This window comes from Ignicoccus islandicus DSM 13165 (assembly GCF_001481685.1).
Lineage (GTDB): Archaea > Thermoproteota > Thermoprotei_A > Sulfolobales > Ignicoccaceae > Ignicoccus > Ignicoccus islandicus.
In genome coordinates, this window is record NZ_CP006867.1 from 1,071,629 (window position 1) to 1,096,358 (window position 24,730).

At 47.1% G+C, this 24,730-nt stretch carries 27 protein-coding genes; 16 read left to right on the plus strand and 11 right to left on the minus strand.

The features are described from left to right. Positions 1-45: 45 nt before the first annotated feature. From aspS to EYM_RS05975, 3 genes are all read left to right on the plus strand, one after another. Entirely contained in the window at positions 46-1,413 is a 1,368-nt protein-coding gene (gene aspS, locus EYM_RS05965) for an aspartate--tRNA(Asn) ligase (RefSeq protein WP_075050128.1), read from the plus strand. Between the two features lie 142 nt (positions 1,414-1,555). Further along, positions 1,556-2,779 (plus strand): ammonium transporter, encoded by a 1,224-nt coding sequence (locus tag EYM_RS05970; RefSeq protein WP_075050129.1) that lies wholly within the window; start codon positions 1,556-1,558, stop codon positions 2,777-2,779. Between the two features lie 15 nt (positions 2,780-2,794). Further along, complete coding sequence (locus EYM_RS05975) at positions 2,795-3,133, plus strand: P-II family nitrogen regulator (RefSeq protein ID WP_075050130.1); 339 nt, start codon at positions 2,795-2,797, stop codon at positions 3,131-3,133. On the opposite strand, the gene EYM_RS05980 is transcribed toward EYM_RS05975, so the two are convergent. From EYM_RS05980 to EYM_RS05990, 3 genes are read right to left on the minus strand one after another with little or no spacing between them, the layout of a single operon-like run. Continuing rightward, positions 3,130-3,687 (minus strand): acetate--CoA ligase family protein, encoded by a 558-nt coding sequence (locus EYM_RS05980; protein WP_075050131.1) that lies wholly within the window; start codon positions 3,685-3,687, stop codon positions 3,130-3,132. The two genes, EYM_RS05975 and EYM_RS05980, sit on opposite strands and share 4 nt — an antisense overlap. After that, positions 3,678-5,042 (minus strand): acetate--CoA ligase family protein, encoded by a 1,365-nt coding sequence (locus EYM_RS05985; protein ID WP_075050132.1) that lies wholly within the window; start codon positions 5,040-5,042, stop codon positions 3,678-3,680. Before EYM_RS05985 ends, EYM_RS05980 begins: the two co-directional genes overlap by 10 nt. Positions 5,043-5,094: 52 nt before the next feature. Continuing rightward, the gene (locus EYM_RS05990; RefSeq protein ID WP_075050133.1) at positions 5,095-5,355 is read right to left on the minus strand and encodes a MazG nucleotide pyrophosphohydrolase domain-containing protein; all 261 of its coding nucleotides are present in this window, start codon (positions 5,353-5,355) and stop codon (positions 5,095-5,097) included. A 100-nt stretch (positions 5,356-5,455) separates the two neighbouring features. Here EYM_RS05990 and dph5 point away from each other — a divergent pair, with 100 nt between their 5' ends. Both dph5 and EYM_RS06000 read left to right on the plus strand, forming a co-directional pair. Then, entirely contained in the window at positions 5,456-6,199 is a 744-nt protein-coding gene (gene dph5 / locus EYM_RS05995; protein ID WP_075050134.1) for a diphthine synthase, read from the plus strand. A 61-nt stretch (positions 6,200-6,260) separates the two neighbouring features. Then, the gene (locus EYM_RS06000; protein ID WP_174500661.1) at positions 6,261-6,452 is read left to right on the plus strand and encodes a ribbon-helix-helix domain-containing protein; all 192 of its coding nucleotides are present in this window, start codon (positions 6,261-6,263) and stop codon (positions 6,450-6,452) included. On the opposite strand, the gene EYM_RS06005 is transcribed toward EYM_RS06000, so the two are convergent. After that, complete coding sequence (locus EYM_RS06005; RefSeq protein WP_075050135.1) at positions 6,436-7,176, minus strand: pyrroline-5-carboxylate reductase family protein; 741 nt, start codon at positions 7,174-7,176, stop codon at positions 6,436-6,438. The two genes, EYM_RS06000 and EYM_RS06005, sit on opposite strands and share 17 nt — an antisense overlap. A 59-nt stretch (positions 7,177-7,235) precedes the next feature. Here EYM_RS06005 and EYM_RS06010 point away from each other — a divergent pair, with 59 nt between their 5' ends. From EYM_RS06010 to EYM_RS06025, 4 genes are all read left to right on the plus strand, one after another. Continuing rightward, positions 7,236-7,535, plus strand: a complete 300-nt coding sequence (locus EYM_RS06010; RefSeq protein ID WP_217221074.1) for a DNA-directed RNA polymerase subunit K — start codon at positions 7,236-7,238, stop codon at positions 7,533-7,535. Continuing rightward, positions 7,477-8,418: a hypothetical protein gene (locus EYM_RS06015; protein WP_075050136.1), complete on the plus strand. Its 942-nt coding sequence runs from the start codon at positions 7,477-7,479 to the stop codon at positions 8,416-8,418. The genes EYM_RS06010 and EYM_RS06015 overlap by 59 nt, the downstream gene beginning before the upstream one ends. A gap of 16 nt (positions 8,419-8,434) precedes the next feature. Then, positions 8,435-8,926 (plus strand): signal peptidase I, encoded by a 492-nt coding sequence (locus tag EYM_RS06020; RefSeq protein WP_168050240.1) that lies wholly within the window; start codon positions 8,435-8,437, stop codon positions 8,924-8,926. Between the two features lie 244 nt (positions 8,927-9,170). Next, positions 9,171-9,674 (plus strand): hypothetical protein, encoded by a 504-nt coding sequence (locus EYM_RS06025; protein WP_157058788.1) that lies wholly within the window; start codon positions 9,171-9,173, stop codon positions 9,672-9,674. Between the two features lie 124 nt (positions 9,675-9,798). Here EYM_RS06025 and EYM_RS06030 read toward each other — a convergent pair whose 3' ends face one another. The 5 genes from EYM_RS06030 to EYM_RS06050 form a co-directional block, all read right to left on the minus strand. Next, positions 9,799-10,695 (minus strand): SDR family oxidoreductase, encoded by an 897-nt coding sequence (locus EYM_RS06030; RefSeq protein ID WP_075050140.1) that lies wholly within the window; start codon positions 10,693-10,695, stop codon positions 9,799-9,801. Positions 10,696-10,739: 44 nt separating this feature from the next. Further along, positions 10,740-11,399 (minus strand): hypothetical protein, encoded by a 660-nt coding sequence (locus EYM_RS06035; RefSeq protein ID WP_075050141.1) that lies wholly within the window; start codon positions 11,397-11,399, stop codon positions 10,740-10,742. Between the two features lie 33 nt (positions 11,400-11,432). Next, positions 11,433-12,200, minus strand: a complete 768-nt coding sequence (locus EYM_RS06040) for an ABC transporter permease (protein ID WP_075050142.1) — start codon at positions 12,198-12,200, stop codon at positions 11,433-11,435. Positions 12,201-12,202: 2 nt separating this feature from the next. Then, the gene (locus tag EYM_RS06045) at positions 12,203-13,150 is read right to left on the minus strand and encodes an ATP-binding cassette domain-containing protein (protein ID WP_075050144.1); all 948 of its coding nucleotides are present in this window, start codon (positions 13,148-13,150) and stop codon (positions 12,203-12,205) included. Positions 13,151-13,222: 72 nt separating this feature from the next. After that, complete coding sequence (locus EYM_RS06050; RefSeq protein ID WP_075050145.1) at positions 13,223-14,098, minus strand: hypothetical protein; 876 nt, start codon at positions 14,096-14,098, stop codon at positions 13,223-13,225. A gap of 131 nt (positions 14,099-14,229) precedes the next feature. Between EYM_RS06050 and EYM_RS06055 the strand changes: the two genes are divergently transcribed. The 7 genes from EYM_RS06055 to EYM_RS06085 all read left to right on the plus strand — a co-directional run bounded on the left by EYM_RS06055 (position 14,230) and on the right by EYM_RS06085 (position 22,951). Beyond that, complete coding sequence (locus EYM_RS06055) at positions 14,230-14,637, plus strand: hypothetical protein (RefSeq protein ID WP_075050147.1); 408 nt, start codon at positions 14,230-14,232, stop codon at positions 14,635-14,637. Positions 14,638-14,690: 53 nt separating this feature from the next. Then, positions 14,691-15,683, plus strand: a complete 993-nt coding sequence (locus EYM_RS06060) for a WD40 repeat domain-containing protein (RefSeq protein ID WP_075050148.1) — start codon at positions 14,691-14,693, stop codon at positions 15,681-15,683. A 33-nt stretch (positions 15,684-15,716) separates the two neighbouring features. Next, the gene (locus EYM_RS06065; protein ID WP_075050149.1) at positions 15,717-17,054 is read left to right on the plus strand and encodes an FAD-dependent oxidoreductase; all 1,338 of its coding nucleotides are present in this window, start codon (positions 15,717-15,719) and stop codon (positions 17,052-17,054) included. A gap of 55 nt (positions 17,055-17,109) precedes the next feature. After that, entirely contained in the window at positions 17,110-19,062 is a 1,953-nt protein-coding gene (locus tag EYM_RS06070; RefSeq protein ID WP_075050151.1) for a DUF2341 domain-containing protein, read from the plus strand. Between the two features lie 81 nt (positions 19,063-19,143). Beyond that, positions 19,144-19,839, plus strand: a complete 696-nt coding sequence (locus EYM_RS06075) for a glycerophosphodiester phosphodiesterase (protein ID WP_075050153.1) — start codon at positions 19,144-19,146, stop codon at positions 19,837-19,839. Between the two features lie 52 nt (positions 19,840-19,891). Further along, positions 19,892-21,748, plus strand: coding sequence for an arginine--tRNA ligase (locus EYM_RS06080; protein ID WP_075050155.1), 1,857 nt, complete (start codon positions 19,892-19,894; stop codon positions 21,746-21,748). Then, positions 21,749-22,951: an AIR synthase family protein gene (locus EYM_RS06085; RefSeq protein WP_075050156.1), complete on the plus strand. Its 1,203-nt coding sequence runs from the start codon at positions 21,749-21,751 to the stop codon at positions 22,949-22,951. Here the strand turns inward: EYM_RS06085 and EYM_RS06090 are convergent. After that, positions 22,935-23,639: a hypothetical protein gene (locus EYM_RS06090; RefSeq protein WP_075050157.1), complete on the minus strand. Its 705-nt coding sequence runs from the start codon at positions 23,637-23,639 to the stop codon at positions 22,935-22,937. The two genes, EYM_RS06085 and EYM_RS06090, sit on opposite strands and share 17 nt — an antisense overlap. Before the next feature lie 65 nt (positions 23,640-23,704). Further along, a complete protein-coding gene (locus tag EYM_RS06095; protein ID WP_075050159.1) occupies positions 23,705-24,679 on the minus strand; it encodes a coiled-coil domain-containing protein in 975 nt (324 codons plus the stop codon). Between the last annotated feature and the right edge of the window lie 51 nt (positions 24,680-24,730).

The window sequence follows — 24,730 nt, forward strand, 5'->3', positions numbered from 1 at the left end:
CTCTAATAATTACCTTTAATCCCACTTCCCATGGAGTGATTTCGCTTGAAGACCAAATATAGGGAATTTAAAATATCAGAAATAACCCCCGAGATGGAAGGGAAGGAAGTAAAGATAGCTGGATGGGTACACTCCGTTAGGAGAGTAGGGAAGATCGCCTTCTTAGTCTTGAGGGACTACACTGGCTTAATTCAAGTGACTTTCCGAGTTCCGAAGGACGCAAGCGACGAAGAGAAGGAGAGGATGAAGGAACTAGTGAAGAAGGTAACTCAGATCCCGCTAGAAAGCGTCGTTGCAGTCAAGGGCGTTGTTAGGAGGGATCCAAGGGCGCCTAGAGGAGTTGAGATAGCCGGTAAGGAAATAGAGATATTGAACGAAGCTAAGAGCCCCTTGCCGCTCGATGTCAGCGGTAAAGTAGATGCCCACATAGATACGAGGCTCTCCAATAGACCCATAGACCTAAGGAGACCGGAGAGTCAAGCAGTATTAAGATTGGTGTCCATTGCAACGAAAGCTATAAGGAGCTACCTCTATACCTTAGACTTCACCGAAGTATTCACGCCGAAGATAATTGCCTCAGGCACTGAAGGAGGAGCTCAAATGGTTCCCGTCTTCTATTTCGGAAAGAACGCCTTCTTGGCTCAAAGTCCCCAGTTGTACAAGGAGCTTCTCACTTCGAGCTTAGAGTACGTCTTCGAAATTGCTCCGGCTTGGAGGCACGAGGAAAGCGATACTCCTTACCACTTAGCGGAGTTCATTTCAGTTGACATTGAAATGGCCTTCGCCGATTACGAAGACGTAATGAAGGTTCTTGAGAACGTAGTGAAAAACGTTAGAGATGCGTTCGTGCGCGAGGGTTCGAAGTGGTTGGAGGTATTGAACTACCAACCCCCTGAGGTAAACTTGCCTATACCTAGAATTTCCTATAAGGAAGCATGGGAAATATTGAAGGCAGAGGGAATTGAGATTGAACCGGGAGAGGACTTCGGTACGCCCGAACTAAGGAAGCTAAGCGAGGTCTTGGAAAAGGAAGGTAAGACTTCCGGTGGATTCTACTTTATAGTAGAGTGGCCTGCGGACGCGAGACCATTCTATACAAAGAGGGGACGCAAGGAAGAGATAGGAGGAAAGGAGATCTACTTGAGCGAGAGCTTCGACTTGAACTGGAAGCACTTGGAAATCTCCAGTGGGAGCACGAGAATTCACAAGAGGGCTGAACTAGAAGAAGAGATGAAAGCTAGGGGACTCAATCCTCAGAGCTTCGAGTGGTATCTCAAGTGGTTCGATTACGGCATGCCTCCTCACGCCGGCTGGGGCATGGGGCTTCAGAGGCTAATGGTGCCGTTAACTGGAATACCTAACGTGAGACTGGCAGCGAGCTTCCCAAGGGACATGAAGCGGTTGGTACCCTAATGCGTTCAGTATTCGCTCCCCGGTTCCTAAAAAACTCCAAACATTGTCTTATTTTTACGCGAAAAATTGAACATTTGTAAACAAATTTCGAGATACTTTTATCATATTGTTCGAATTTTACAGTAGAAATTGGTGAAAATGTTTGGATGGTATAAATGCCGGAAATACCGCTTGGTTACTGAGCGCGTCTTCCATGGTACTCTTCATGAGCGTACCCGGCTTAGCGTTGTTCTATGGAGGTCTAGTAAGAAGTAGGAACGTCCTATCTACCATGCTTCACGTGTTCTCGGCGTTCTCTATAGGCTTAATTACATGGATCTTGTTCGGTTTCAGTATTGCATTTGGGAGCGATTTAGCTGGATTTATAGGCAATCCTGTGCAGTACTTCGCGCTCTTACCGCAACTTATCCAAAAAACGTGGCCCGGAACGGACGTCCCGTTCCTACTATTCGCAGGATTTCAAGGAATGTTCGCGGCTATAGCAATAGCGATCATCGCTTCAGCCATTGCTGAGAGAGGTAAACTGGAGGCGTGGCTCGCCTTCAGTTTCCTTTGGGTCTTACTAGTTTACAGCGTAATAGCCCACTGGGTATGGGGAGGCGGCTGGCTCTCATCAATGGACTCCTTGGACTTCGCGGGAGGACTAGTAGTTCACATAAGCTCCGGATTCTCTGCTCTCGTGTTGAGCTTCGTAATTGGTAAAAGGAAATTCGTTAAGAAGGTCGAGTTAATACCTCACAACATCCCTCTGGTACTAATAGGTACGGGAATACTGTGGTTCGGATGGCTAGGCTTCAACGCCGGTAGCGCCTTAGCTGCCAACTTAGACGCCGCTAACGCGTGGCTGGTTACTGCAGTCGCTGCAGCTGCTGGAGGATTAGCTTGGACATACCTAGATAGGATGGAGAACGGTATAGTGAGCACCGTGGGCTTCGCTTCCGGAGTAGTGGCCGGATTGGTCGCCATAACGCCAGCAGCCGGTTACGTGGACGTATTGGGAGCTATTGCAATTGGCGCTTTAGCTTCAGTAGTTAGTTACAACATGGTTAAGTTCAGAATAGCTAAAGGATGGGACGAAACGTTAGACGCGTGGGCAGTTCACGGCATGAGCGGTGTGTGGGGAGCTGTAGCTACTGGTCTCTTCGCCAATCCATTAGTAGCTGGGAAATCAGGGCTCTTCTTCGGAAACCCGTTTCAATTGGTTATACAAGTAATAGGTGTAATTGCGAGCGTAGTTTACTCGATAGCAGTGACTTACGTCATTGCAATCTTAATAGAGAAGACTATAGGCTGGAGGGTTCCGGAGGAGGCAGAGAAGCTAGGTTTGGATCTAACCGAATTGAATGAAGAGGCATATAATATATAAGGAGGTGATGGGGAGATGACTAAGTTAGTTATAGCCTTCATAAGACCCGAAAAGCTCGATGACGTAAAGGAGGAATTAGAGAAGGTCGGGATATACCCAATGACTATCATTGAAGTAAAGGGTAGAGGTAGTCAAAAGGGAGTTACGCTAAGCTACAGGGGCGTACCGGTAACAATAGAATTCATTCCGAAGCTGCAATTAGAGCTCATATTGGAGGACGATGAAGTTGAGAAGGCGATAAAGGCCATTACTAAAGGGGCTTACACCGGGAGCCCCGGCGATGGGAGGATAGTTGTGTTGCCCGTGGAAGCGAACGTGAGAATAAGGGAGTACTACGAAAAGATTAAGGACTAAATCCATACCTTAACGTCAACGGCCCAGCAATTTTCCTCAGATACAATAAGAGGGTTTACCTCGAAAGTTTTCGCGTCAGTTAAGCATAACTTCTTAATAACGTCGACTACGCATTCCTCGTTTAACTTCTTCCTGTACCTCATTACTTGCCCTATCTTAGAGTTTGCAAGCTTCAACCGGACCAGTTCCTCGCATACAGGGCACTTAGTTACTATTGCCTCTCTGATAAGGCTAGCGTATATCCCACCCATTGCAATTACTGCGACCCTTCCGAACACCTCGTCTAGTTTGCTTGAGACCAACAGCTCCAAGTCGCCTTTAACGGCTCTTTGAACTATAACCTCGCCGTACCTTTCCTTCAGGAGGTCGAAGGCCCTCTTGAGCTCTTCCTCGCTTTCCGCGAACGTAACCGCCTTCGCCTCCGTCTTGTGAGGTAGAGGTACGTCGGCCTTGACGTAAGCTGGAGCCCCAATGGAGGGGTCTTTGCTCCATTCGGGGACCGGTATACCTAGCTCTTCCGCGATCTTCAATGATTCCGAGGGTCTCAATAGCACTTAGTCCTCACCTCCAATAGTTTCCTCGAGGTCATTTCCTTTAGTAGTAACCTAGAGAAAGCTACGGCTTCGTCGACGCTCTTAGAGAAGGGTATCCCTAATTCCCTGGCCCTCTTTTCCAAGGCATTACTCATTACACCACCGAACGAAAGCAGCAAGTGAGGTTTGCCAGTAGCTTCCATGCTCTCTTTAACTATATCGGCTAAATAGAGAGTAGTTGCTGGCGATTCCATTAGCGCTACCACTATTACTAAGTCGTACTTAGGTGCCAAGTACTCCAGTACCAACCTATACCTCTCGTCATCGGCGTCTCCCCCAACGTCCATAGGGTTGTTCAGCTTAACGTAATCCGGAAGTTTGCTTTCTAGTTCCACGCTAACGGGCCTCGGGAGATCCAAAGGAAGCGCGTCGGCTAACATAACCCCTACGCCGCCGGCATCGGTGACCACCAATGCTCTCGTTCCTCTAAGCGGGGGCGAGTATTGGAACGCGGAGAGGAACGAAACTACCTCAGTGAAGTCCTCTAAAGCTATTGCGCCGTACTCCGAAACTAGGTCTCTGTACACTTTGTAATCGCCCGCAACGGAAGCAGTGTGGGAGGAGACCGCCCTCTCAGAGGCCTTCGTTCTACCGCCCTTGTAAATCCCTATCCTCTTCCCAATGGAGCTAAGCTCAGCCAAGGTCGCTAGGAACTCCTCTCCTTCGCCAGCTCTTAGACCTTCGACATAGAGTAAGAACTTATTGAATTCCTTAGAGGCCAAATATTCCATTACCTCAACCTCGTTAACGTCGGCCTTATTGCCTAAGCTAACCGCCGCACCGATTCCTATGCCCTCTACCGATGCCCAATCCAGTATGGAAGCTGCCAGAGCCCCGCTCTGGCTTATTATCGCTGTATCGGAGAGCGGAGGCCTTGGAGTGCCGGGTTCCCTAAAGAAGAACGTATCTACGCCGGTCCTTCCGTAGTACACCCCTAAGCAGTTGGGGCCAATTACCCTTATTCCGTTAGCCCTGAGTTTAGAGGTTACTCTTTTCTCGAGCTCTTTGTTACCTACCTCAGAGAACCCTGCGGTGATAATAATTACTGCCTTTACGCCTTTGGCTATTGCGTCATCAACTACTTTCTCAACTGCGTGGGTTGGAACGACGACTACAGCTAAGTCCACGTTGTCCGGTATTTCTCTAAGAGATTTATAGCAAGGCACTCCCAGTACTTTCTCATATTTAGGGTTTACTGCGTAGAGCCTTCCCTTGAATGAACGCTTTAAGTTGGTAAGTATGACGTATCCAGGTTTCGGGACTTTAGGTGTAGCGCCCACCACGGCAATTGAGGAGGGTTCGAAGAACTCCTTCAATTTCGATCCAAGTAACTCTAACCTCCTTTAAGTAAAATTCTTCCTTGGAAACTCACGTATTGGTTCGCTTTAGGTACTTCTTTCGAAACGCCTCACATAAGTCTATCCCTAAGACGTTGGCGATCGATAGCAACCAGGCCAATACGTCTGCCATTTCCTCCTCTATTTTCTCCCTCTTCTTCTTCAAGATGGCCTCACTGAGCTCACCTATCTCTTCGATAAACCACAAGAAGGTCCAACTAACGCCTCTATTCCAATCTTGTTCGAAATACCTCTCCTCAATTACCCTCTCCAGCTCCCTTAAGTCGCACAACGCCTATCTCCAGCGCTTTCAGCGAAGAAAAATATTAAACTGAAGCGAACCGTTACTGAATTAGTCTCTGCTCGGGTTCTCGGGACGGTGCTTAGGGAAATTGAGGTTCGCTTTGGTAGGCGCTGGACTGACTTGCAAGCAATTGACGCCCGAAGCGTTAGAGGTTATACGAACGTACGAGGAAGTTTACGCCGATTTGTATACTAGCATCTACGAAGGGGGTCTCTTGGAATGCTTGAGAAGGCATCGAACCGACGTCAAACCAGCTTACAGGAGCGACTTGGAAAGCGATTTCTTAAGCGACAAACGCGACGTCGCCTTGGTCGTGGCTGGAGATCCACTCGCTGCTACCACCCACTCGAGCTTACTGCTAGACGCATTGGAAAGGGGCTACGAAGCGAAGGTAGTGCCCGGTATTTCCGCGCTCCAAGTTGCCAGAACCAAGAGCGGGCTTTCCCAATATAGGTTCGGTAGAGTTGTTACAATGATGTACCCTAGAGAGGGAATAAATTTCAGCGAGTCGGTTTACTTAGCAATTAAGGACAACGACGAACTCAACTTGCATACTATAGTACTTCTAGAGACTGGTTACGATAGGTCCATGAAAGTATCTGAGGCAGCGAGGCTCCTCTTAGAAGAGTCAGAGAGGAAGGGCGATTCTACAATGAAAGATAGGATGGTAATAGCTATGGCTAGACTCTGTTGGGAGAGCGAAGAGATAAGGTTAGTTACCTTGGAGGAGGCCGCGAAGTTGGACTTAGGCGAACCACCTCATCTAATGGTGTTCCCCTCACCTAAGTTACATCCAATAGAAGAAGAGCTAATTAGAAAATGGTTTAGGTAATTGAATACTTGCTTAACCCCTTTAAAAGTTTTATCATACCTAGGTAATAGCGGTGCGGACGGTGAGGTTGGTAACTGTTAAGATGCCCGAAGCTTACGTGGAAGCGATAGACGAATTAGTAAAGAAGGGTAGGTTCACCTCTAGAAGCGAGGCAATAAGGGTCGCAATTAGAGAGTTACTGAGAAGGGAGATGTGGATAAGGGAGCTCCCGCCAGACGAGGAAGAGGAGGAAGACGTCATCGACGAGTTCTGAGTTCCCTCCCAGTTTCCCCTACAATTTTCGATAAAGACCCGAAAACGCCTTCTTTCTCTAACTCCACGGTCATCTTAACGGTAATGCCACCGGGCGTTTCGACCCTTGCCCTCACTTCAAGCGGATCGTACTTCTTTAAGAACTCCATAGTTCCAATTACTGATTCCTTGACCATTTCCTCCGCTAGCTTCCTGTCTACGCCCGCGTAGACCAATGCCTCAACTAGGGAGTTATAGTAGAGCGAGTGAATAGCAGGTCCTGATCCGACTACCGGGAGGGCAGCGTCTAATACCTCTTCCTTGACCCATATGGGCTTCCCGAGCTTACTTAGAATCTCTTCAACTGCTTCGTCGTTACAACCGCCCCTTTCGCTAACGAGTACCGGCGACTTTCCTATTTCCACTGTAACTGAAGGCATAGTTCTGTAACCACACTTTACCTTCCTCCTAATTTCCTTCAATCCGTAGAGCGCGGCTGTAGATATGAGCGGTTTCTCAAGTCCCTCCATTTGACTCAAGACGGAGTCCATCGCCGAAGGTTCCACTGAAACTATTACCACGTCACCGAAATTAATGCACGTCTTCAAATCAACTACTTCCAGGCCCTCCTTTCTGGCCAACTCGTCCGTGGGAGGTAAGGTGGAGACCTTCATTTCGTAAAAGCGTTTAAGCCTCTTCCCAATGGCGGAACCTAGTCTACCGAAGCCGACTAAACATATCTTCAAGGCGTAACTCCGTATAAGCATATGAACGACCAGTATTAGGCCCTTTGGGGAAGAAGCCTTTGGAAGGGGAGTATTACAAGCTAATTTCCCTCGGACCCCCTAAGTTAACTAAGTTCGAAAGGGCCGCTATAATAGGCGTTAGGGCACTCCAACTCTCAATCGGCGCACCGCCCTTAATAGATGTCTCGAATATAGAAAATAAAGATCCAATTAACATAGCCAGGGAAGAGCTGAAGAGAGGACTATTACCGATAACAATTAGAAGGAGAACTATGGGAGGAAAGGAACAGAGGATACCAATTGACTGGCTTCTCAAAGCACAGAAAGAAGTATACGGAGACCTACCCGAGCTCATGTGAGCCCATAGGCGTCGGCGAAGGCGAGTACTTAGTAGGTCTTAGAGAACTGAAGGAGTGCAAGGAATTCAGGAGGTTCGTTGGCACTAAGTTCTCTCATTTCGTGCTTCTCAAGGAACCGGAACTTCAAGTACCTCCGTTTTACGCCTCGATAATATCAATTGTCCTTTACTTCTATTTCTCCTCTTCAATGGCATACGCCTTCTCGCAAAACACTAACTTCAACTTCGTTAGCGCCTTATTTTGGTTCGTTTTCGGTGCATTAACTCCATTGCTAGTTCAATCCTTGTGTTTCCTAGCGTTCGCTCTGTTGCAGCGCTCACCGGTTTCGCTGACCCTCTTACCGGTACCATCGCCAATACCGGCTCTCTTGCCCAGTTTCGTTCCGACGAAGCCCTTAGTTAACAGAAGGAGAGCTTCCTTCATATCAACGGCCTCTCTAATAGCGGGTCTACTCGTTGCATTAGCGATATTATACTCATTTAGAGAAATGGAAGTAGTAATTAGGGTCCCGGAAGTCCAAAACGTTAAAGTCGCGCCCTTAGCGCTCTCCTTCTTCGTAACTACTCCGAACCCAGTTGCTATGGGAGTGCTAGCTTACGTGATATCGTTGCCTTTCCAATTGATTCCCTACCCGTTCTCACCAGGTTGGTTCGTCTTCGGTGAGCTTCCCCTCTCATGGATATCGTTCGTGATACCAATTACTATCGGCTTAAAGGACCAGCTAATGGCAACTGCGACCTTCGGATACGCCATTTCTACGTTCCTTTCGCCATTAGTAATTAGGCCATTCCAATACGTTACGGATCCTTTCGAAAGGCCCTCGAGGATAGCAATAGCGATTGCTACAGGATTATTCGTCTTAACTGTCCCCGCGATCTGGTAGCTAGGTGAAACTGAGATTGGCGAGAGACGCGAAGAAGGAAGCAATTGAATGGGGTAAGGCAATAGTAGAGGCTGTAGTAATACTGACCGTTCTGAAGTTCTTATTTAACACAGAGATACCTATTGCAGCCGTCGCTTCCGGTTCCATGTTACCTACTTTAGAGAGAGGCGATCTGGTAATAGTAATAGGCTCGAAGCCTGAGAACATTAAGGTCGGAGACATTATAGTTTACCACTCTTGTCAAGGACCGTACATTATTCACAGAGTTATAAAGGTAGTAAAGGAAGGCAGTACTTACTACTTCGTTACGAAAGGAGATAACAATCCCGGAACTGACTGGTGGCTAGATCAGTTCGTCGATTGCAAGAACGGGACGCCTCTCCCCGGGGTACCTCAAGGAAGGGTCGCTGGTAAGGTATTGGAGCTCTTCGGTCACCCAATAAAGATACCTTACTTGGGATACGTCGCTCTAATAGCGTTCCCGTTCCTCTGGTGGGTTCCTCGTTAACCTCATTCCATTTTCAGTTAGTTGCGTAACGGAATATAATTTAGGAGTAAACTGAAACTAGTATACGTATAAAAATTTTTCCTTCTGAAGCCAAACTGAGTAAGACAGACCAGTCGAGAAGTTCCGATCTCTAACCCCTATTAACTAGTTAGCTAACCAAAAGTGGTGGCGGGGGGGGGGGGACAAAATCGAAGCTTCCACTTAACATGGAAAATGACGTTATAGAAGAACGGGTGCAGCCTTGGTGTTCTTTCGCCACGTACTTTCCCGAGGTCTCGAAGAAGAACTGGATAGGGCCGACGAAAGAATAGAAGAGTTCGTAGCCGTCCACCTACTTGACGAACTATCTAAATTAACGGACGAAGGCCCTTCCAAGTACATACTTTACAAGGTAATTAAAGACAATAGTAAGAAGCTTTTCCTTGAGAACGCTAAGGGCTATACCCTCGAGGAGACACTGAGCCAAATCTTCGGTAAGATAGGCAATACTAAGATAAGGAAAGAGGGTAATCAGATAGTAATAGAGATGGATAACTGTCCCTTAGCGAACCTACGTAATTTGAACCCTCAAAGGTGCATGGTACCAATAGCGATGTTAGCAGGATTAGTTGAGGCCGAAACGGGTAAGAAGGTAAAGGCTATCTCTCCCGCCGGCAAGTTCGGATTGGCTAGTGCAGAGGTAAACGTCGAAGTAACTAAGTGCGGTTCGCAGAACGGATCGTGCGAAATAAGGATCAGTGGAATATAAACAAATATATACTGATTTTTCGTTCTGCTATACGGTGAGTCCCTTGGAGGAGAGGCTTAAGGAGATAGAAGAATTCATCAATCCACTTAATATGAAGTTCCCTCACGAAAAGGTAATGGAACACCTAACTCATCCAGACCTCTTTGAGCTCTGAACTTACGTCCCTCAGAGCCTCCCTATACCCCCTTGGTACGAAACCTAACACGTCTTCTATTTTCGTAGTCTTTAAACACGCCTTATGTGGCCTCTTAGCCTTCTGATTAACCCTACACGAACACGTCGCTTCCAATAGGTCCTCGTCTAAACCTAGGACCCTCACTATTTCCATAGCGAACGAGTATCTGCTTGCGCACTCCCTTCCAACGGCGTGAAGTAGAATAGGTCCCTTAAGTTCCTCTATAGCTAGAATAGAGGCGTGAGCCAAGTCCCTAGCCAGCGTTGGATTGTTCCACTGATCGACGAAGACGCCTATTCTCTTACCTTCCATTACGTTCCTTATAACCCATCCCGGGAACTTACTTCTCTTGTCTGCGTCGTAAACTACAGCAGTTCTCAACACTATAGCTCCCTCCAAGAGGGCCCTTTGTTCGCCTACGAGCTTACTAACTGCGTATTGGGAGAGCGGTCTAGGAATTGAATCCTCTGAATAAGGCGGATTCTCTCCATCGAACACAAAGTCTGTACTTACAGTTAAGTACTTCACGCCCCTCCTCGAACACTCCTTGGCCCAGAGACCCGGGGAAACGGCATTGGTTTTCCAACATTGTTCTTTTCCAACGTCTTCGCAATCATCGACTTTATTGAAAGCGTGCATATCTATTACGGCATCTGGCTTAACTTCGTCCAAGAGCTTCCTTATAGATTCGGGTTCGTCGACGTCCGTCCTTATCCAAACGGCTTTCGAAGAGGGAGGTGGAGGCGTGTTCCTATAGGTAGCGTATACCTCGTATCCCTTCCTCGAAGCCTCGCTTACTACTTTCGAGCCAGTTAAGCCGGCACCCCCGAGAACGAGGATCCTCAACTCGCCTTCTCCGAACAAATCGTTGGACGCGCGGAAGGTAAAACTCAGTTGTTCTTCTTGAGCCACGATAAGTAGTATTCGCCTTCGCCATTCCTCACTAATATGCCTTCTTCGACAAGCTTTTCCAAAGTTTTATGAATAGTTGCTTTAGATCTCTCTTTCTTAAGTACCTTGTGAATGTCTGAGAACGTTGCTCCCCTACCTTCCTCATTAACCTTTTTAACTATTTCTATTATGCGAGCCCTTACGTCCTTCCTACCATAGAGCCCTAGTAAATGCGAGCTTATCTCGTCTAGAGCGTAGACCTTACCGGAAGTGGGATCTCCCTCTATCTCCAAGTAGAGCTTAACGTTAGGGTGCACTTCCATTGGAAGCGATAACAGAGCAGTGTATATGGCTAGGACGAGGGCCCTCATCCCGCCAGAGAGACAAGCAACGACCTCCTCAAACTCCCTTATCGAATCGTATACGGACGCTATCGATGAAAGCAGATCGAAGGGATCCAGCTCCTTTACTTCGATATCTATATTGAAGCCTCTAAGTAGGTCCTTTAGGTTAGCCATTACTGTTTCGTTCCTCTTATCCTTGGTTATCGGAACGAGCAACACGGCCTTTTCCGGAACGGACTTCCTCCTGAAAGCTTCCAAGAGGCAATGAAGGAACGGTCTCTCGTCGAAGCCTACAGCTGCGACCATTCCTTTCATGAACGCACCGGAAATCAGTTAAATACTGGGATATTAATCTAATGTGCTCCTCTCGAACGTCCTTATAGCAACTATTAACGAGATCGCCGAGAACGCGAGCAACGCTACGAAGTCTTCCAATAAACTAAATTGATACACGTTCGCAAGGGCTCCCCTCATTGCGTCCGTAGAGTACGTTAGCGGATCTAAGTATGAAATTACCTTGAACCAATCTGGCACGTTCATCAATGGGAAGAATGCTCCGGAAGCGAATATCAAGGGCATCATCAGTATGTTAACCAAACCTTGGAAAGCTTCCACGCTCTTGAACGCTTTTGAGGAAGCTATTGCTATACCTAAGGACGCGAAACCTATGGCCGTCAAGAAGGAAGCCAAGGCGACTACTGGCAGGCCTTGTAACTGAAGCTGAGGCGCGACCGCGAAGCCCAATAGGGCCAACACTATTCCTTGAATAAGAGCAACAACGGAATCGCCGAATATCCTTCCCGCAATGCTTTGCCAGCGAGGAGTAGGGGCCACCAAGACCTCTTTCAAGAAACCGAACTGCTTGTCCCATATAACGGCCATTCCGGACATAAACGATGAAATGAAGATTGTCATGGAAATTACACCGGGGATCATAAACGATAGATAGTCGGTCCCTAAGATCATTTCTATCCCAGGGAAGTTTAAGGTAGACGCCCAACCTATGCCGTAAAACGCTATCCATATTATTGGCATAGCAACTGTCATTACGACGCGAACCTTGGCCCTGAGGAACCTCTTTAATTGCCTATAGAACATAGCGATGAACGCGTCCATCGCTACCACCTCCTAAACGGTAACACGGGAGCAGACCCTAGCTCGTCCCTCAGCTCCCTTCCGGTAAGGGCTAGGAAAACGTCGTCCAAAGTAGGTTTCTTGAGATTTACTTCCAATATTTTGTATGGTTTCATGAGTTCTATTAGTTCTGGCAAGATCTTCGCCGCATTGTCTGCTTTAACTATTGCTTGATTACCCTTAGTTTCACAGTCGAACCCTTCTGGACATTTGGGAGGAAGTTCCGTTTTAACGTAAATCACCTCCTTACCGACCATTCTCTTAAGCTCATCGGGCGTTCCTTGCGCAATTATTCGACCGTGGTCGATGATAGCTATTCTATCGCATAGCTTGTCGGCTTCGTCCATATAGTGAGTGGTTAGGAAGATAGTTATTCCATATTCCTTATTAACCCTTTCAATGTACTCCCACACCTTTGCTCTAGATTGAGGATCTAAGCCTACAGTTGGTTCGTCCAAGAAGAGTACTTTGGGTTTATGCATCAAGGCTCTGGCAATTTCAAGCCTCCTCCTCATTCCCCCAGAAAAGAACATTACTATCCTATCCTTATGTTCGTAGAGGTCAAAGAACTTGAGGGACTCAATTATCCTTTCACGTAGTTCGCTCCCCTTGAGCCCGTAAAGCCTACCGTGTATATACAAGTTTTCATACGCGCTAAGGTAATTGTCTAAAGCGGGATCTTGAAACACCACCCCTATTAACTTCCTAACCTGCTTTGCCTCTTCCGGAAGTTTGTGACCTAGTATTTTGACTTCTCCTTCGTCGGGTTTGAGTAAAGTCGTTAAGATGTGTATAGTGGTACTCTTTCCAGCTCCGTTAGGACCTAGGAAGCCGAACTTCTCACCTTCTTTAACATAGAAAGTTATGCCTTTAAGGGCCTCTATGAAGCCGAATCGCTTCCTCAAGTCCTTAACTTCGATTGCGTAATTCAAAACGATTTCCCATTCGGTTAGCGAAAAACACGGGTAAAAAGATCGTGCGTAAGTGAAAGCACATCAAAAAAGCTACTTCTCAAACCAAGCGTAAGGGAATAGAGCTACTCCTCTGCCTAGGTTCTTATCGTTTATTAGCGCAGCAACGTAGTCGCCGCTTCTCTCAATTAAGCAAGCGTTGTCTACATTAATTGAAAGGACCTCTGCGGTTCCCTTGAAGAGCCTTAGACCCACCTTTCCACCTCTAAACGCTATCAAGACCTTACTGTTGGTGCCGTTCGCTTCTATTAGTAACGCGTCAGCAGCCTTTCCGTATTCTGGGGTTAGCACTAGAGGTAGTTGGAGTAGCTTCTCTCCCGTTTCGACGTTGAAAAGCACTACGCTACCGTCCTTGAGTACCATCAAGGCTAGGTTATCGTAGCCCCTCGCCTTCACTACGTTACCATCGAAGACCTTGACTGCGTTCTCGTTAGTGTAAACGTAGAAGCCGCTGGGGCCGTAAACAGCGTCGTACTTGGAAGTGATTACTACTCCCGTTGCGTCCTTTACGGGCTTTAGTTCAGTGACCTCGACCATGGTATTATTTCCTTCATCCAGTACGTATACTCCTAGGGATAAGGTGTTGTTATACTCGCTTAGCAGTATTATAGCACCGTTATAACTTGCGCAAGCTTTGACCGCTCCCTTTAGGCTAAAGTTTAGGTCCTTCGTAACGCCTCTATTATCTATCATCAAGAAGGAGGTATTAGGACCGTTAGCGTAAGCTATTACGGCTTCGCCTTCGTATGGGAAGGCGCATAGGGCAGCTCCAGGAAGAGGTATCTGCGTGCTAACGCCTAGCTGGTTGTTTAACAAGAAGGCGATAGTTCCGTTTATCGCCAAGGTGTAGTTGTTCGCCATACCTAGTAGGAAGGCTACCATGCCTATCGGGAAGAAAGCTCCATACATCGTTCCTCACATGGATAAGGGTTGAGACGAAATATTAAAAGATGCCAGTTAATACGAAATCGACTATACAGATCGGCTCTTCCTCGGTTAATAAGGAGTCGCGTTTCCTAAACTCCGTAATGGGTTGAAGATTGATAGTCGATTACGCGAGTCTCGCTTGTCTAGTGGGTAGCGCAATAGCAGCGACCACATCGATCGTGACGTTAGTTAAGGTCAATAAAGCCGTTAAGGGACTTAAGCAAATCTACAGGAAACTCGATGAGACGGAAGAGGCGATCGAGGAAGTGCGTTCAGTAGTTTCGCGCGATAGGCTGAGCAAGAAGAGCGCGTTAAGCTTGGTAGAGGCGGCTAGGTTGCTTGCGGAAGACGCGAGGAACCTCTACGAATGGAGCGGTGAGGAGAAGTTCTTGAACGTAGCTAGGAAGTGGGAGGCCTTCGCTGAATTAAATAGGAAAGCCATCGAAAAGATCCTCGGTTACGAACGAGACGAAATGCCTGCCTCCGTTACATATAATAATGAGGAAGCAATGGTAGCTTAGTTCCCATTTTTATAGTTACTCCATGCACTTGTATACAAGGTGCATCCATTCTGATGAAGAAGGCGACAATAATCTTCTCTATCTTCGTTATTCAAGCATTAGCAGTGAATTCAATGAATCCCGTTATTAGAGAGCTTTGGAGTCAAGACATTGGCTCTCAAGTGACGCAAATCAACATAGGCCAATATTACATCTTAGCCCTATCAGATTGCGCTTACGTCTTCAATTCGGTTCTAGGAACCACGGTCATGGAGGATTGCAATTACAATTCTACGGTTACGTATAACTACGGACGTTTCGCTTTAGTCGCTCCGGACGGGACCATTGAAGTGTACGACGATTACTTATCTCTACTATATTCGTTCGTAATACCTCAGAACTTCACTTCATCAGTGCTGATACTACCAGACGATAAGATTTTAGCTTGCTATAGAGGTTGCGCGCTCTTTGACGCTTACGGTAACGTATTATGGGAAAACGATCAATTAGGGCTGGTTCTAAACAGACCGTCATTTAACGGAGAGCTCTTGTTCGTTCCAGTTAACGATAAGCAACTAGTTGAAGTCCTCACGCCAAGTGGTACCCTTTTGTACTCGATAAGCGTTCCAGAGGCGCCTTGGTCCATTGATGCTTGCGGAAGATTAATGGCAGTTAAGGGATCGAGTACTGTCTTCCTTTACAACGTTACCTCTAGTGGATACGAGCTCTGGTGGACCAATCCCTCACCAGGACCTTACGGGGACGTTAAGTTCTCGAAAGATTGCAATTACTTGATAGCCGCGGGTTCTTACAAATTATTGATATATAACGTCAACGGCACTAAGGTCCTTGAAATGGAGTTACCCTTCAGTATTTCGAGTATCGATTGGAGGGATGACTTGCTAGTTATCGGCGGGTTCGATGGCAGTATAAGGGCCTACAAATTAGACGTAGAGAGCTTGAGTTCAATGAGTTCCGCCGTAACTGCCGATACGAATCAAATACCTTCTTTAGGATTGGTATCCTTAGCTCTAATTAAGGCTTTAAGAAGGAAAAGTAAGGAATAAATTGAACTCGTTGCCCCCTCTCTAGGATGGAACATGGAGGTAGTCGTAATAGGTGGCGGAGCGGCTGGAATGAGCGCGGCCTCTAGAGTTAAGAGAATTCGTAAAGATTGGACCGTTAGAGTGTTCGAGGCCTCTGGATACGTTTCTTACGCGCCTTGCGGCCTCCCCTACTTCATCGTAGGGAAAGTCAAGGAGCCTAACGACTTGACCTACTACCCAGTTGAAGTATTTAGAGAGAAGAGGGGCATCGACGTTCACGTTCACGCAAGGGTCATCGAAGTTGACCTCAAGAATAGGTCAGTTAAGGTAAAGGAAGAGGGCGAAATCAAGGAATATCATTGGGACAAACTCATCATTGCTACTGGCGCTAAACCGAAGGACTTAGGAGTGGAAGGAGAGAACCTTAGGGGAGTTATTAAGCTTCACACGGTCGAGAGCGGAATTAAGGCGAGAGAGGAACTGAAGGGAGCTAAGAAAGTGGTAGTGGTAGGAGCGGGCTTTACGGGATTGGAGACTGCCGGTGAACTAAAGGAAGCCGGTTTCGATGTCTATTTAATCGTTAGATCCCGAATATTGAGAAAAAGTTTGGATCCGGAAATGAGCGAACTAGTTGAAGAGCACGTAAAGAAGAGCGGTATTAACGTAATCAAGGGTGTTACTGTAGAGAGAATTCTCGGTACCGACAGGGTAGAGGGCGTTGAGCTTAGCGACGGGACTAAGTTGGAAGCTCAAGCCGTGGTAGTGGCTGTCGGAATGGAACCTGCTAACCAATTAGCTAAGCAGATGGGACTGGAGCTAGGGATCAATGGCGCGATCAGAGTAAACGAATACATGGAAACGAGCGAGCCCGACGTTTACGCTGCCGGTGACGTGGCTGAAAGCTGGATGGTCCATACGGGCAACAGGGTTTGGTGCCCGTTCGCGCCTCCAGCCAATAAGATGGGCTTGGTGGCCGGTCTATCTGCAGCGGGGAAGAAGGTTCCGTTTCCGGGTAGCTCTTGCACTGGCATAACCAAGGTAGTTGGGTTGGAAATAGGTAGGACCGGATTGAGCGAGGAGGAAGCGAAGGCCCTAGGGTTCGAGGTCACGGCCTCTATGGTTAAAGCTAGAACTCGGGCCCACTACTACCCCGGCTCCTCGTTCACTAACGTCAAGTTGGTTGCGGACGCCAAGAGCGGGATGGTCTTGGGCGTCCAAGTGGTTGGACCGGAAGGAGTAAAGGGTAGAGTCGATGCTGTTGCGTCGCTACTTACGAGAAAGGGTACTGTTAGGGACCTATTCTTCGCCGATTTAGGATACGTGCCGCCTCTCGCCCCAGTATGGGATCCATTGGTCACGGCCGCAAGATTGCTCTACAACGAACTAAGGTGATTTTTGTAAGAACAATTTAGAAAGACCATTTTCACTCCACCTCTTGGGAGAATATATGAGAAGGCTTCTCCTAGTGACCTTAATCAGTGCGATGCTCCTCAGTTCCATGGAACTGAGGTTACTGTGGACGTTCGACAAACCGGGAAACGCTATAGAAGACATGGCGTTCTCGCCCAACGGTCTCCTCGGTATCGCTTCGTGGGACAACTGCGCCTACATTGTTGACCAAAACGGTAATCTCTTAAATAAGAAATGCGGATGGGACGATATGAGAGACAGCGACTACTTGAACGGGGTGTTTGGTTTCGTAAATCAAGACGACTACGTTTACCTCTTCTGGGAAGGCAAGGCCTCTTGGAAGGTAATAGATGTTGGATATAAACACAATAGGGCGATTGCCCTATACGACTACGGCTTCGTCGCTTGCAACAACTACTGCGCCAAATACGACTTCGATGGACACTTGATATGGGAGGTAGAGGTAGGCGGAGAAGTTGAGGAAGCGGTCGTCCATAGCGGCTACGTGTACCTAGCCAACAAGTACGGCGAGAAGCTTCAAGTACTCGACCTCAGTCTAGGTCAAATAGTTAAAGAGATAGAGTACGATGAAGCTCCTAGCGGGGTTAGCGTTTGCGGGAACTACTTGGCGGTAACAGCTAAAGAGCTATACCTTTATGATATTAGCGATCCAGCCGATCCGAAGTTATTGTGGAAGACCAAGGGATTGGAAATAGATAGCTATCAGCATTCGCCAGCTTTCTCGCCCGACTGCAAGTACATCGCTGTCGCTAACAGCAAAAAGGAACTCCGCATATACGATGTAGAAGGCAATTGGGTCTATAGGAGACATTTACCGGGTATATGGTCAGTAGCTTGGTGGAGGGATAGGATATCTATAGGATATAAGGACGGTAAAGTAGAAACTTACCAAGTGATAGGATACGTTCAACGAGAAAGAAGCGCGCTAGTGAAGGCAATGGTAGTAGTAAGTAACCCCAACAGCTACGACCTCAAGGACTACCAAGTAAGGGTGAGACTACCAGTAGACCTCAAGAACAAGCCAATAGCAATAACCTACAACGATTCCCCAGTTCCATTCTGTTACGAAACTACTAATTACGAGTGCACAACAGACCCAACAAAGGGCAACGGTTACGTTTGGATAAAGGTTCCATTCATACCGACCAACGGAGAGACCTTCTTGAAGGTAATCGTTGGAACCAACGGAGCAGTTAGCGGAGATAAGGTATTCGACTTCTACGACGACTTCTCTTACCCCAACGGGCCCTTCGAGGGAAACGAAAAGTGGGAGGTTCATCGATACTCTGATGATAGATCTAAGGAGTGCGTAATCGATAACGGCATACTGTGGTTAGTGGAAAAGAGCTGGAACAAGGGTTGCAACGTATTGGCCAAGAACTTGCGAGTGAAGTACAACGATAAGGTAGTAATAGAGTTCGAGTTCAAAGTAGATTACGTTTGCGGAAACGTAAATGACGGCGATGGTCTGAGCTTGGTAATAGATGGAAAGGATACTGCTCCTGATAGAGGATGTAGTAGCGGTTTCCGCAATCAGAATCAAGGCATTAACGTAAACGTAAATACGGGCGAAGGAACTAGGGGTTCAGTTAGCGTAAGCAATACGCCGGAAGCATGCAGCATCGGTAGCGATGACCTAGTTTACATCGACGCGTCACCCAAGAAGTCCCAGCTGAGCGATGGAATAGTTAAAGTCAGCTTGACTGGAAGCGAAGTTAGAGTTCGTTACGAGGACTTGAACCCAGATGGAGGTAGGATCTCCGGATCCATGACATATCCTATATGGAATCCCGGGGGATTGGGATACTTAATGTTAGGAGCGGGAACTAGCTGTTCGGAGTGCTCTAAGAGTGGGTGCAATAGCTTGGATTCAGCTCACGGCGTGGATTGGATTAGGGTTAGGAAGTACGCCGATGATATGGTAGTGGGAATAGTGGTCCACTTAAGAAACTCAGATAGGCTTAGGTAGGGTTCCTTCTCGGACCCAGCTGGGCCATCCGATCCTTCAGTTAAATCTCTCGAACCCTCTTGCTCCGCTGGGAACGCGAAATTGGAGAGGCCCCTAGTAATAGGTCATAGGGGAGCTAGGTACGTAGTGAAGGAAAATACCCTACAAGCGTTCACTTACGCGCTCGAAAACGGCGCTGACGGCGTGGAGTGCGACGTTTGGAAAGCTAGAGATGGGAGCTTGGTGGTAACGCATAACAGGGAGATCGAGATAGGCAAGAGGAAATACGACGTCAAGTCATTGACCCTAAGGCAAATAAAGAGCATGAAGCCAACCGTTCCGACCTTGAAGGAGGTCCTTGCTTTGGTCGTTGGGAAATACAAAGCTAAGCTGTTCGTGGAGCTTAAGGATCCTTCCGCAACTGAGAAGCTAGACCAAACGCTTGAAGGGTGGGAGAACGTAACTGTAATATCGTTCTATGCCCCTGCATTAAGGGAACTGAAGTATCCGAGCAAGGGGTTGTTATTCGTATTGAGACCGTTATCCCTCTCTAGCTTAGTTGAAGGCCTTAATATAGAATGGATTGCGCCTAGGAGAGACATGATCGACGAGAAATTGATGGACGAGGCAAAGGACTTGGGGTTGAAGGTGTTGAGTTGGCTTCATAATACACCCAAGGAAGTCAGAGAGGCATTGAAGCTTAAGGTAGATGCAATGGCTACTGATCGACCGGATTTGGCCGTCAAGTGGCTCAGGAGCTCTATTAAGAGTTTAGACCATTGGTTTCAATCGCAATAGTTGTCATCAGTAAATAGCTTCCCCGTCCGTGGAGACGCGTGGGAAGTAAGGAATGTACTGGATCTCCAGAGCGAAAAGCGAGTTCGTAAAGAAAGTCGCTGAAGAACTGAGCGAAAGAGGTTTGAAAGTAGATTTAAACGAGATAGAAAGATCTATCGCACCACCTCCATCGCCGGACTTGGGCGACTGGGGCATACCTCTATTTAAGTACTCAAAGGCATTGAAAGTGAAGCCCCACGACTTGGCCAAGGAACTGGCCGAGAGCGCGAGGCTCGAATGGGCCAAAAGGCTCTTGCCAGTAGGCGGTTACCTCAACGTAGAGGTGGACGTCAATAAAGTCGCTAAGGAGATACTGGATGAGGCCGTTAAGGGCGACTACGGTAAGTGGAACTTTCAAGGAAGGAAGGTCGTTGAACACACTTCCGCCAACCCGGTCCACCCGCTTCACATAGGTCACGTTAGGAACATGTTCTTAGGAGATAGCCTTCAAAGGATACTGAGGAATTACGGGAACGCCGTTCAGACTAGGTTCTACGTCAACGACGTGGGCAGGCAAGTAGTAATCCTCATTTACGGACTATTGAAGCTAGGCCGTCTCTTGCCCCCGGAAGGCGAGAAGGCCGATCATTGGTACGGTAAGGTATATAGCGTCACTAACGCAGTAATAGAGCTCAAAGGCCCAGATAGGGACGAATGGATTGAGGTAGCTAGAGAGCTTAGGGAGAGGTATCCCGAAATATACACGAAAATAGAGGAAGAGCTCAAGGATAAGAGGTACGAGGAAATTAACGAGGAGCTTTCAACCCTTATGAAGAAGTACGAGGAAGGCGAAAGGGAGACTAAAGAAATCTTTAGGACTGTAGTGAACGAGGTCCTCAAAGGATTTATGGAAAGCATGAAGCTAGTGGGCGTTTCAGTTGAGAAGTGGGACTGGGAAAGCGATTTGATATGGAGCGGCGAAGTGAAAAGGATAATCGAAATGGCTATCGAAAAGGGAATAGCTAAAGAGAAGGATGGTGCCTTAGTAATAGAATTCACTGACGTAGACGACGAAATTAGAAAGAAGCTGAGGATTCCCAAAGGATTGGAGATCCCGCCTCTAGTTCTAGTAAGAAGAGATGGGACGACTCTTTACACTACCAGAGACATCGCCTATACTATTAAGAAATTTGAGGAGTTCAATGCTGATGAAGTGATAAATGTAATAGCAACCGAACAGAGACTACCTCAAATACAGCTCAGGCTCGCTCTCTGGAAGTTAGGATTTGAAAAGTACGCAGAGAACCTGATTCACTATGCATACGAGATGGTGAACGTCCCCGGAATGAAGATGAGCGGCAGGAGGGGCAGAATGATTACACTGGACTGGCTAGTGGAAGAGGCCATTAAGAGAGTGAGACCTCTAGTAGAGGAAAGGAGCGTACTGCAAGGTAAGGAAAAGGAAGAGATAGCTAAGAAAGTCGCCATAGGCGCAATAAAGTTCGCGATGGTCTCAGTTTCAAAGGATAAGCCCATAACCTTCAAATGGGAAGATGTGCTGAACTTCGAAAGGAACTCGGCTCCTTACCTCCAGTATACTTACGCGAGGGCTAAGGGGATATTGAGGAAAATAGAGGCAATTTCCATCCCAGATTATTCGAAAGCTGAGGCGCACAAGGAAGTGATTTTGAAGATCGCTGAGTTCCCAGAAGTAACTAGGAAGGCCGCAGAAGATCTCGCACCGGAGAAAATAGCCGTTTACTTGCTCGACTTGGCCGACTCCTTTAATAAGTTCTACCACGAACATCCCGTTGCAACGGAGCCCGACGAAGGATATAGGTCTTTGAAGGCTCTAATAGTAGAGGCTACTGCAAACGTCATTAAGAGGGGACTGAATCTCCTAGGCATCGAAGCACCGGGGAGGATGTGAATGGACGTTGAGGACTTAGCGAGGTTCCTATTGAACAAAGGATTTAGCGAAGACGAAGTAAAGGCCCTCATAACTTTCCTGGCTACCTTTAGAAAAGGCTTGGATTTCCAACGCTCCTCGAGAATAGCAGATGGAGTAATTAGGGACGTCGAAACGTCGTCTAGAGTTCTGGGACCTTACAAGCCTAGGGAATTCGGCGTAAGGGTTGGTGAGGCTGGAGTAGGCTCTCGAGGCACGGGCGATCTAGCGATCCACAGCGTGCTCCTTAAGCTCACGAAATCAGGGGACGCATTCAAGAAAGGGAATTTAGTAGCGGCAGTAGACGGCTTCCACTCGCGATTGAATCCCGTGCCGTTACTTATGGGATTCCACGCAACGAGGGCGGCTTTAAGAGACGTAATGGTGGCTGGCGGAGAACCTCTCCTTACTTTAATAGATGTTCATTTGGCAGACGATACGGACTTGGCCTATTTAATAGACGTTAGCGTTGGAGCGAAAGTGGCTAGCGATGCATGTGGTGCAGAGTTCGGTGGAGGAAGTACGCTCAGGATAGGGGGCGACATGGTTTGGGGCTCACGGGTCACTGGAGGAAGCTTCGCCCTCGGAAGGCTAGTTAGGGACTTAAATAGGTTCAACGCACGTCCCGGTTTGAAGCTCTGCTCAACTATAGGTAAGGGAGGCGGTACAGTAACTGCCATTGCCTTGTATCACGGCATTGAAGAACTAGTGGAGCTCACGCTAAACGTTGACTTCTGCTATCAAATGAGGCGATTCGTGAGGGACGAAAACGTCAAGGCAGCGTTCGATTGGACTAACGGAGGCATTCTGTTGGATGCGTTTGAGATAAGCGAAGAGCTGGGAGTTAAGGTTAGCTTGAATAAGAAGGTTTACGATGCAGTCCATCCTAAATTGCGGAAAGCTCTTGAAGAGTTGGATTTAGACCCTCTTTCAACCAGTGTGGACGCAATTGTATTAATAGCTGAGAAGTGCCCCGAGGACACAATAGAGATAGGAACCATAGAGGAAGGTAGGGGCGTTTACTTGGAAGGCAAGGAGCTCGAACCCTCGTTTAGAGAGGCCCCATACACTCACCTCAAGAAGGCCGTCGAATCCATCTCGAAGAGAATAGATATTAATGATCTAGTTAATTACGAAATGGAGAGGTTGGAGTTCCTCAAGAACAAGGTCAGAAGCTCTTATTGATCAAGACCTTCGCCGCGCTTTTCAATATCTCGCAACTGTCCCTATGGACGCAGTTATTGCAAGGCCTGGCATCGGGATTGTACACAATTTCCTTTATCATGCCTTCGCACTTGAACTGACTTACAATGTTCCTTAAGAACTCCTCATCGGCTTCGACCTTTTCCACCTTGACCTTTTCCGGTGTTATCATAACTATGTAGACTGGTACGTTAAGCGCGGCTGAGTAAATTTTGGTTTGGTACAAGCTCCGAATTCCTAGCTCGCCGCTACTCCTGTATTTTAATTCTATTGCGAACTTCTTGTTTGGACACTCAACGAACATGTCCACGTGACCTACTACTTTGACCGTGTAAGGAGGACATGGAACGTTTACTTCTTTTTCTATTTCCTTCTCCGAAGTAATTACGCATCCGTCAACGACCTTTCTATCATTTAAGCTCTCTAGCGCTATGTGAACCAATTGTCCCAAGAGCCACGAGACGCTGTTATTGTTACCGCTGAGCAAGTCCTTGATGAAACCCTTTAGGTCCTCCTCGTACGACTTCTTTTCCTCGAAGCGCGCACATCCCCTACTTAGTTTAGAAACGTGAACAACGTCTTCGCCATCGCTCAAGCTCTGGTCTTTGTCTTCTCTAGCTTTCTCGGTTACAGTTTTCAGTATTATCTCTAGTACGCTTTCATCGTTCAAAAGACTCGTCCCAATGTTCGGAGGAAGATGTGTTCATTAATGTGTTTTATCCGAAAAAATTGAACTTACTTTAAGAACGTAATGTAAATTATCGATGCCAAAGCAGCAATGGTCAAAACTAAGTTCACAGTCGTTAATAGTCTAAGGCTCTCTAGTTCTTTCCTCAAGGTCCCGGTCTCGCTTTCAATCTTTAGAGTAATCCTTTCGGAACTAGAGTTAATTTGGCCTTTCACGTACTCTTTCAACTCATTCGTCTTCTCGCTCAGCCTCTCGTCTATCTTAGAGGTTAGTTCCTTGACTAATTTGGCCAGTTTGGAAACTTCTCCCTTGAGTCGATTGAGGGTTTGATTGAGCGCGTCTTTTATCGAAGACAAGGCACTAACGTGTTCTATTAACAGCTTGTTCTCGTTTTGCAGCTTTAGGGTTAGGTTCTTCAATTCATTAACGTTGTAATTCAATTCGTTAAAGATTACCTCGAGGTGGCTGAATGATTCGTTTAAGTAACTTCTTAACCTACCTAGTTCACTAGTTAGAGTAACGGTTGCGTTCTTCGTCTCAGTTTTTATCAATTCACTTAAGTTACTCTCTAGAACCTTAGCGTAATAGGTCACGTTAGTGAGTATTGCAAGCGTGTTGTTCATTATTGTTGAAGTAGTGGTTTCGTTTAAGACGTCTATCTTGGCACTCAAATTCGCTAGGGTCTCCTCGACGTCTTCGAGTTTGGTTATTGTTTCCTTGGTTAAGTTCATTAAATAGGGTAGTTTACGCTTGCTAACCTCTGTTTGGAGTACTAGGATTTCCCTAGTTTCCGCGTTTATCGTCTCAAGCTTCTTAGACACTCCTGCTTCCAATAACTCCAAAGTTTTGTTGAGGCCGTTCAAGGTCTCTTGCAATTGATCCCTTATTTCGTCCATCGATCCCTTAAGCTCGGTAATCGTTGACTGAGTAGAAGCTACGTTACCGTTTACAATTGTTAGGTAGACTAGCGTTACGAGTCCAAATAAGGCTGCAGCGTATGTCGCCAAGCTGGTTAAGTCCACGCTACTCACCGTTCTCTTCACTTAATAGCGATTTACAAATCTTTCCTAACG

Excerpts from the sequence above, each read along its gene's own strand:
- EYM_RS05975 (WP_075050130.1), top strand. The coding sequence starts at position 2,795 with ATGACTAAGTTAGTTATAGCCTTCATAAGACCCGAAAAGCTCGATGAC.
- EYM_RS06035 (WP_075050141.1), bottom strand. The coding sequence starts at position 11,399 with ATGAAAGGAATGGTCGCAGCTGTAGGCTTCGACGAGAGACCGTTCCTT.
- EYM_RS06040 (WP_075050142.1), bottom strand. The coding sequence starts at position 12,200 with ATGGACGCGTTCATCGCTATGTTCTATAGGCAATTAAAGAGGTTCCTC.
- EYM_RS06050 (WP_075050145.1), bottom strand. The coding sequence starts at position 14,098 with ATGTATGGAGCTTTCTTCCCGATAGGCATGGTAGCCTTCCTACTAGGT.
- EYM_RS06060 (WP_075050148.1), top strand. The coding sequence starts at position 14,691 with ATGAAGAAGGCGACAATAATCTTCTCTATCTTCGTTATTCAAGCATTA.
- EYM_RS06065 (WP_075050149.1), top strand. The coding sequence starts at position 15,717 with ATGGAGGTAGTCGTAATAGGTGGCGGAGCGGCTGGAATGAGCGCGGCC.
- EYM_RS06070 (WP_075050151.1), top strand. The coding sequence starts at position 17,110 with ATGAGAAGGCTTCTCCTAGTGACCTTAATCAGTGCGATGCTCCTCAGT.
- EYM_RS06080 (WP_075050155.1), top strand. The coding sequence starts at position 19,892 with ATGTACTGGATCTCCAGAGCGAAAAGCGAGTTCGTAAAGAAAGTCGCT.
- EYM_RS06085 (WP_075050156.1), top strand. The coding sequence starts at position 21,749 with ATGGACGTTGAGGACTTAGCGAGGTTCCTATTGAACAAAGGATTTAGC.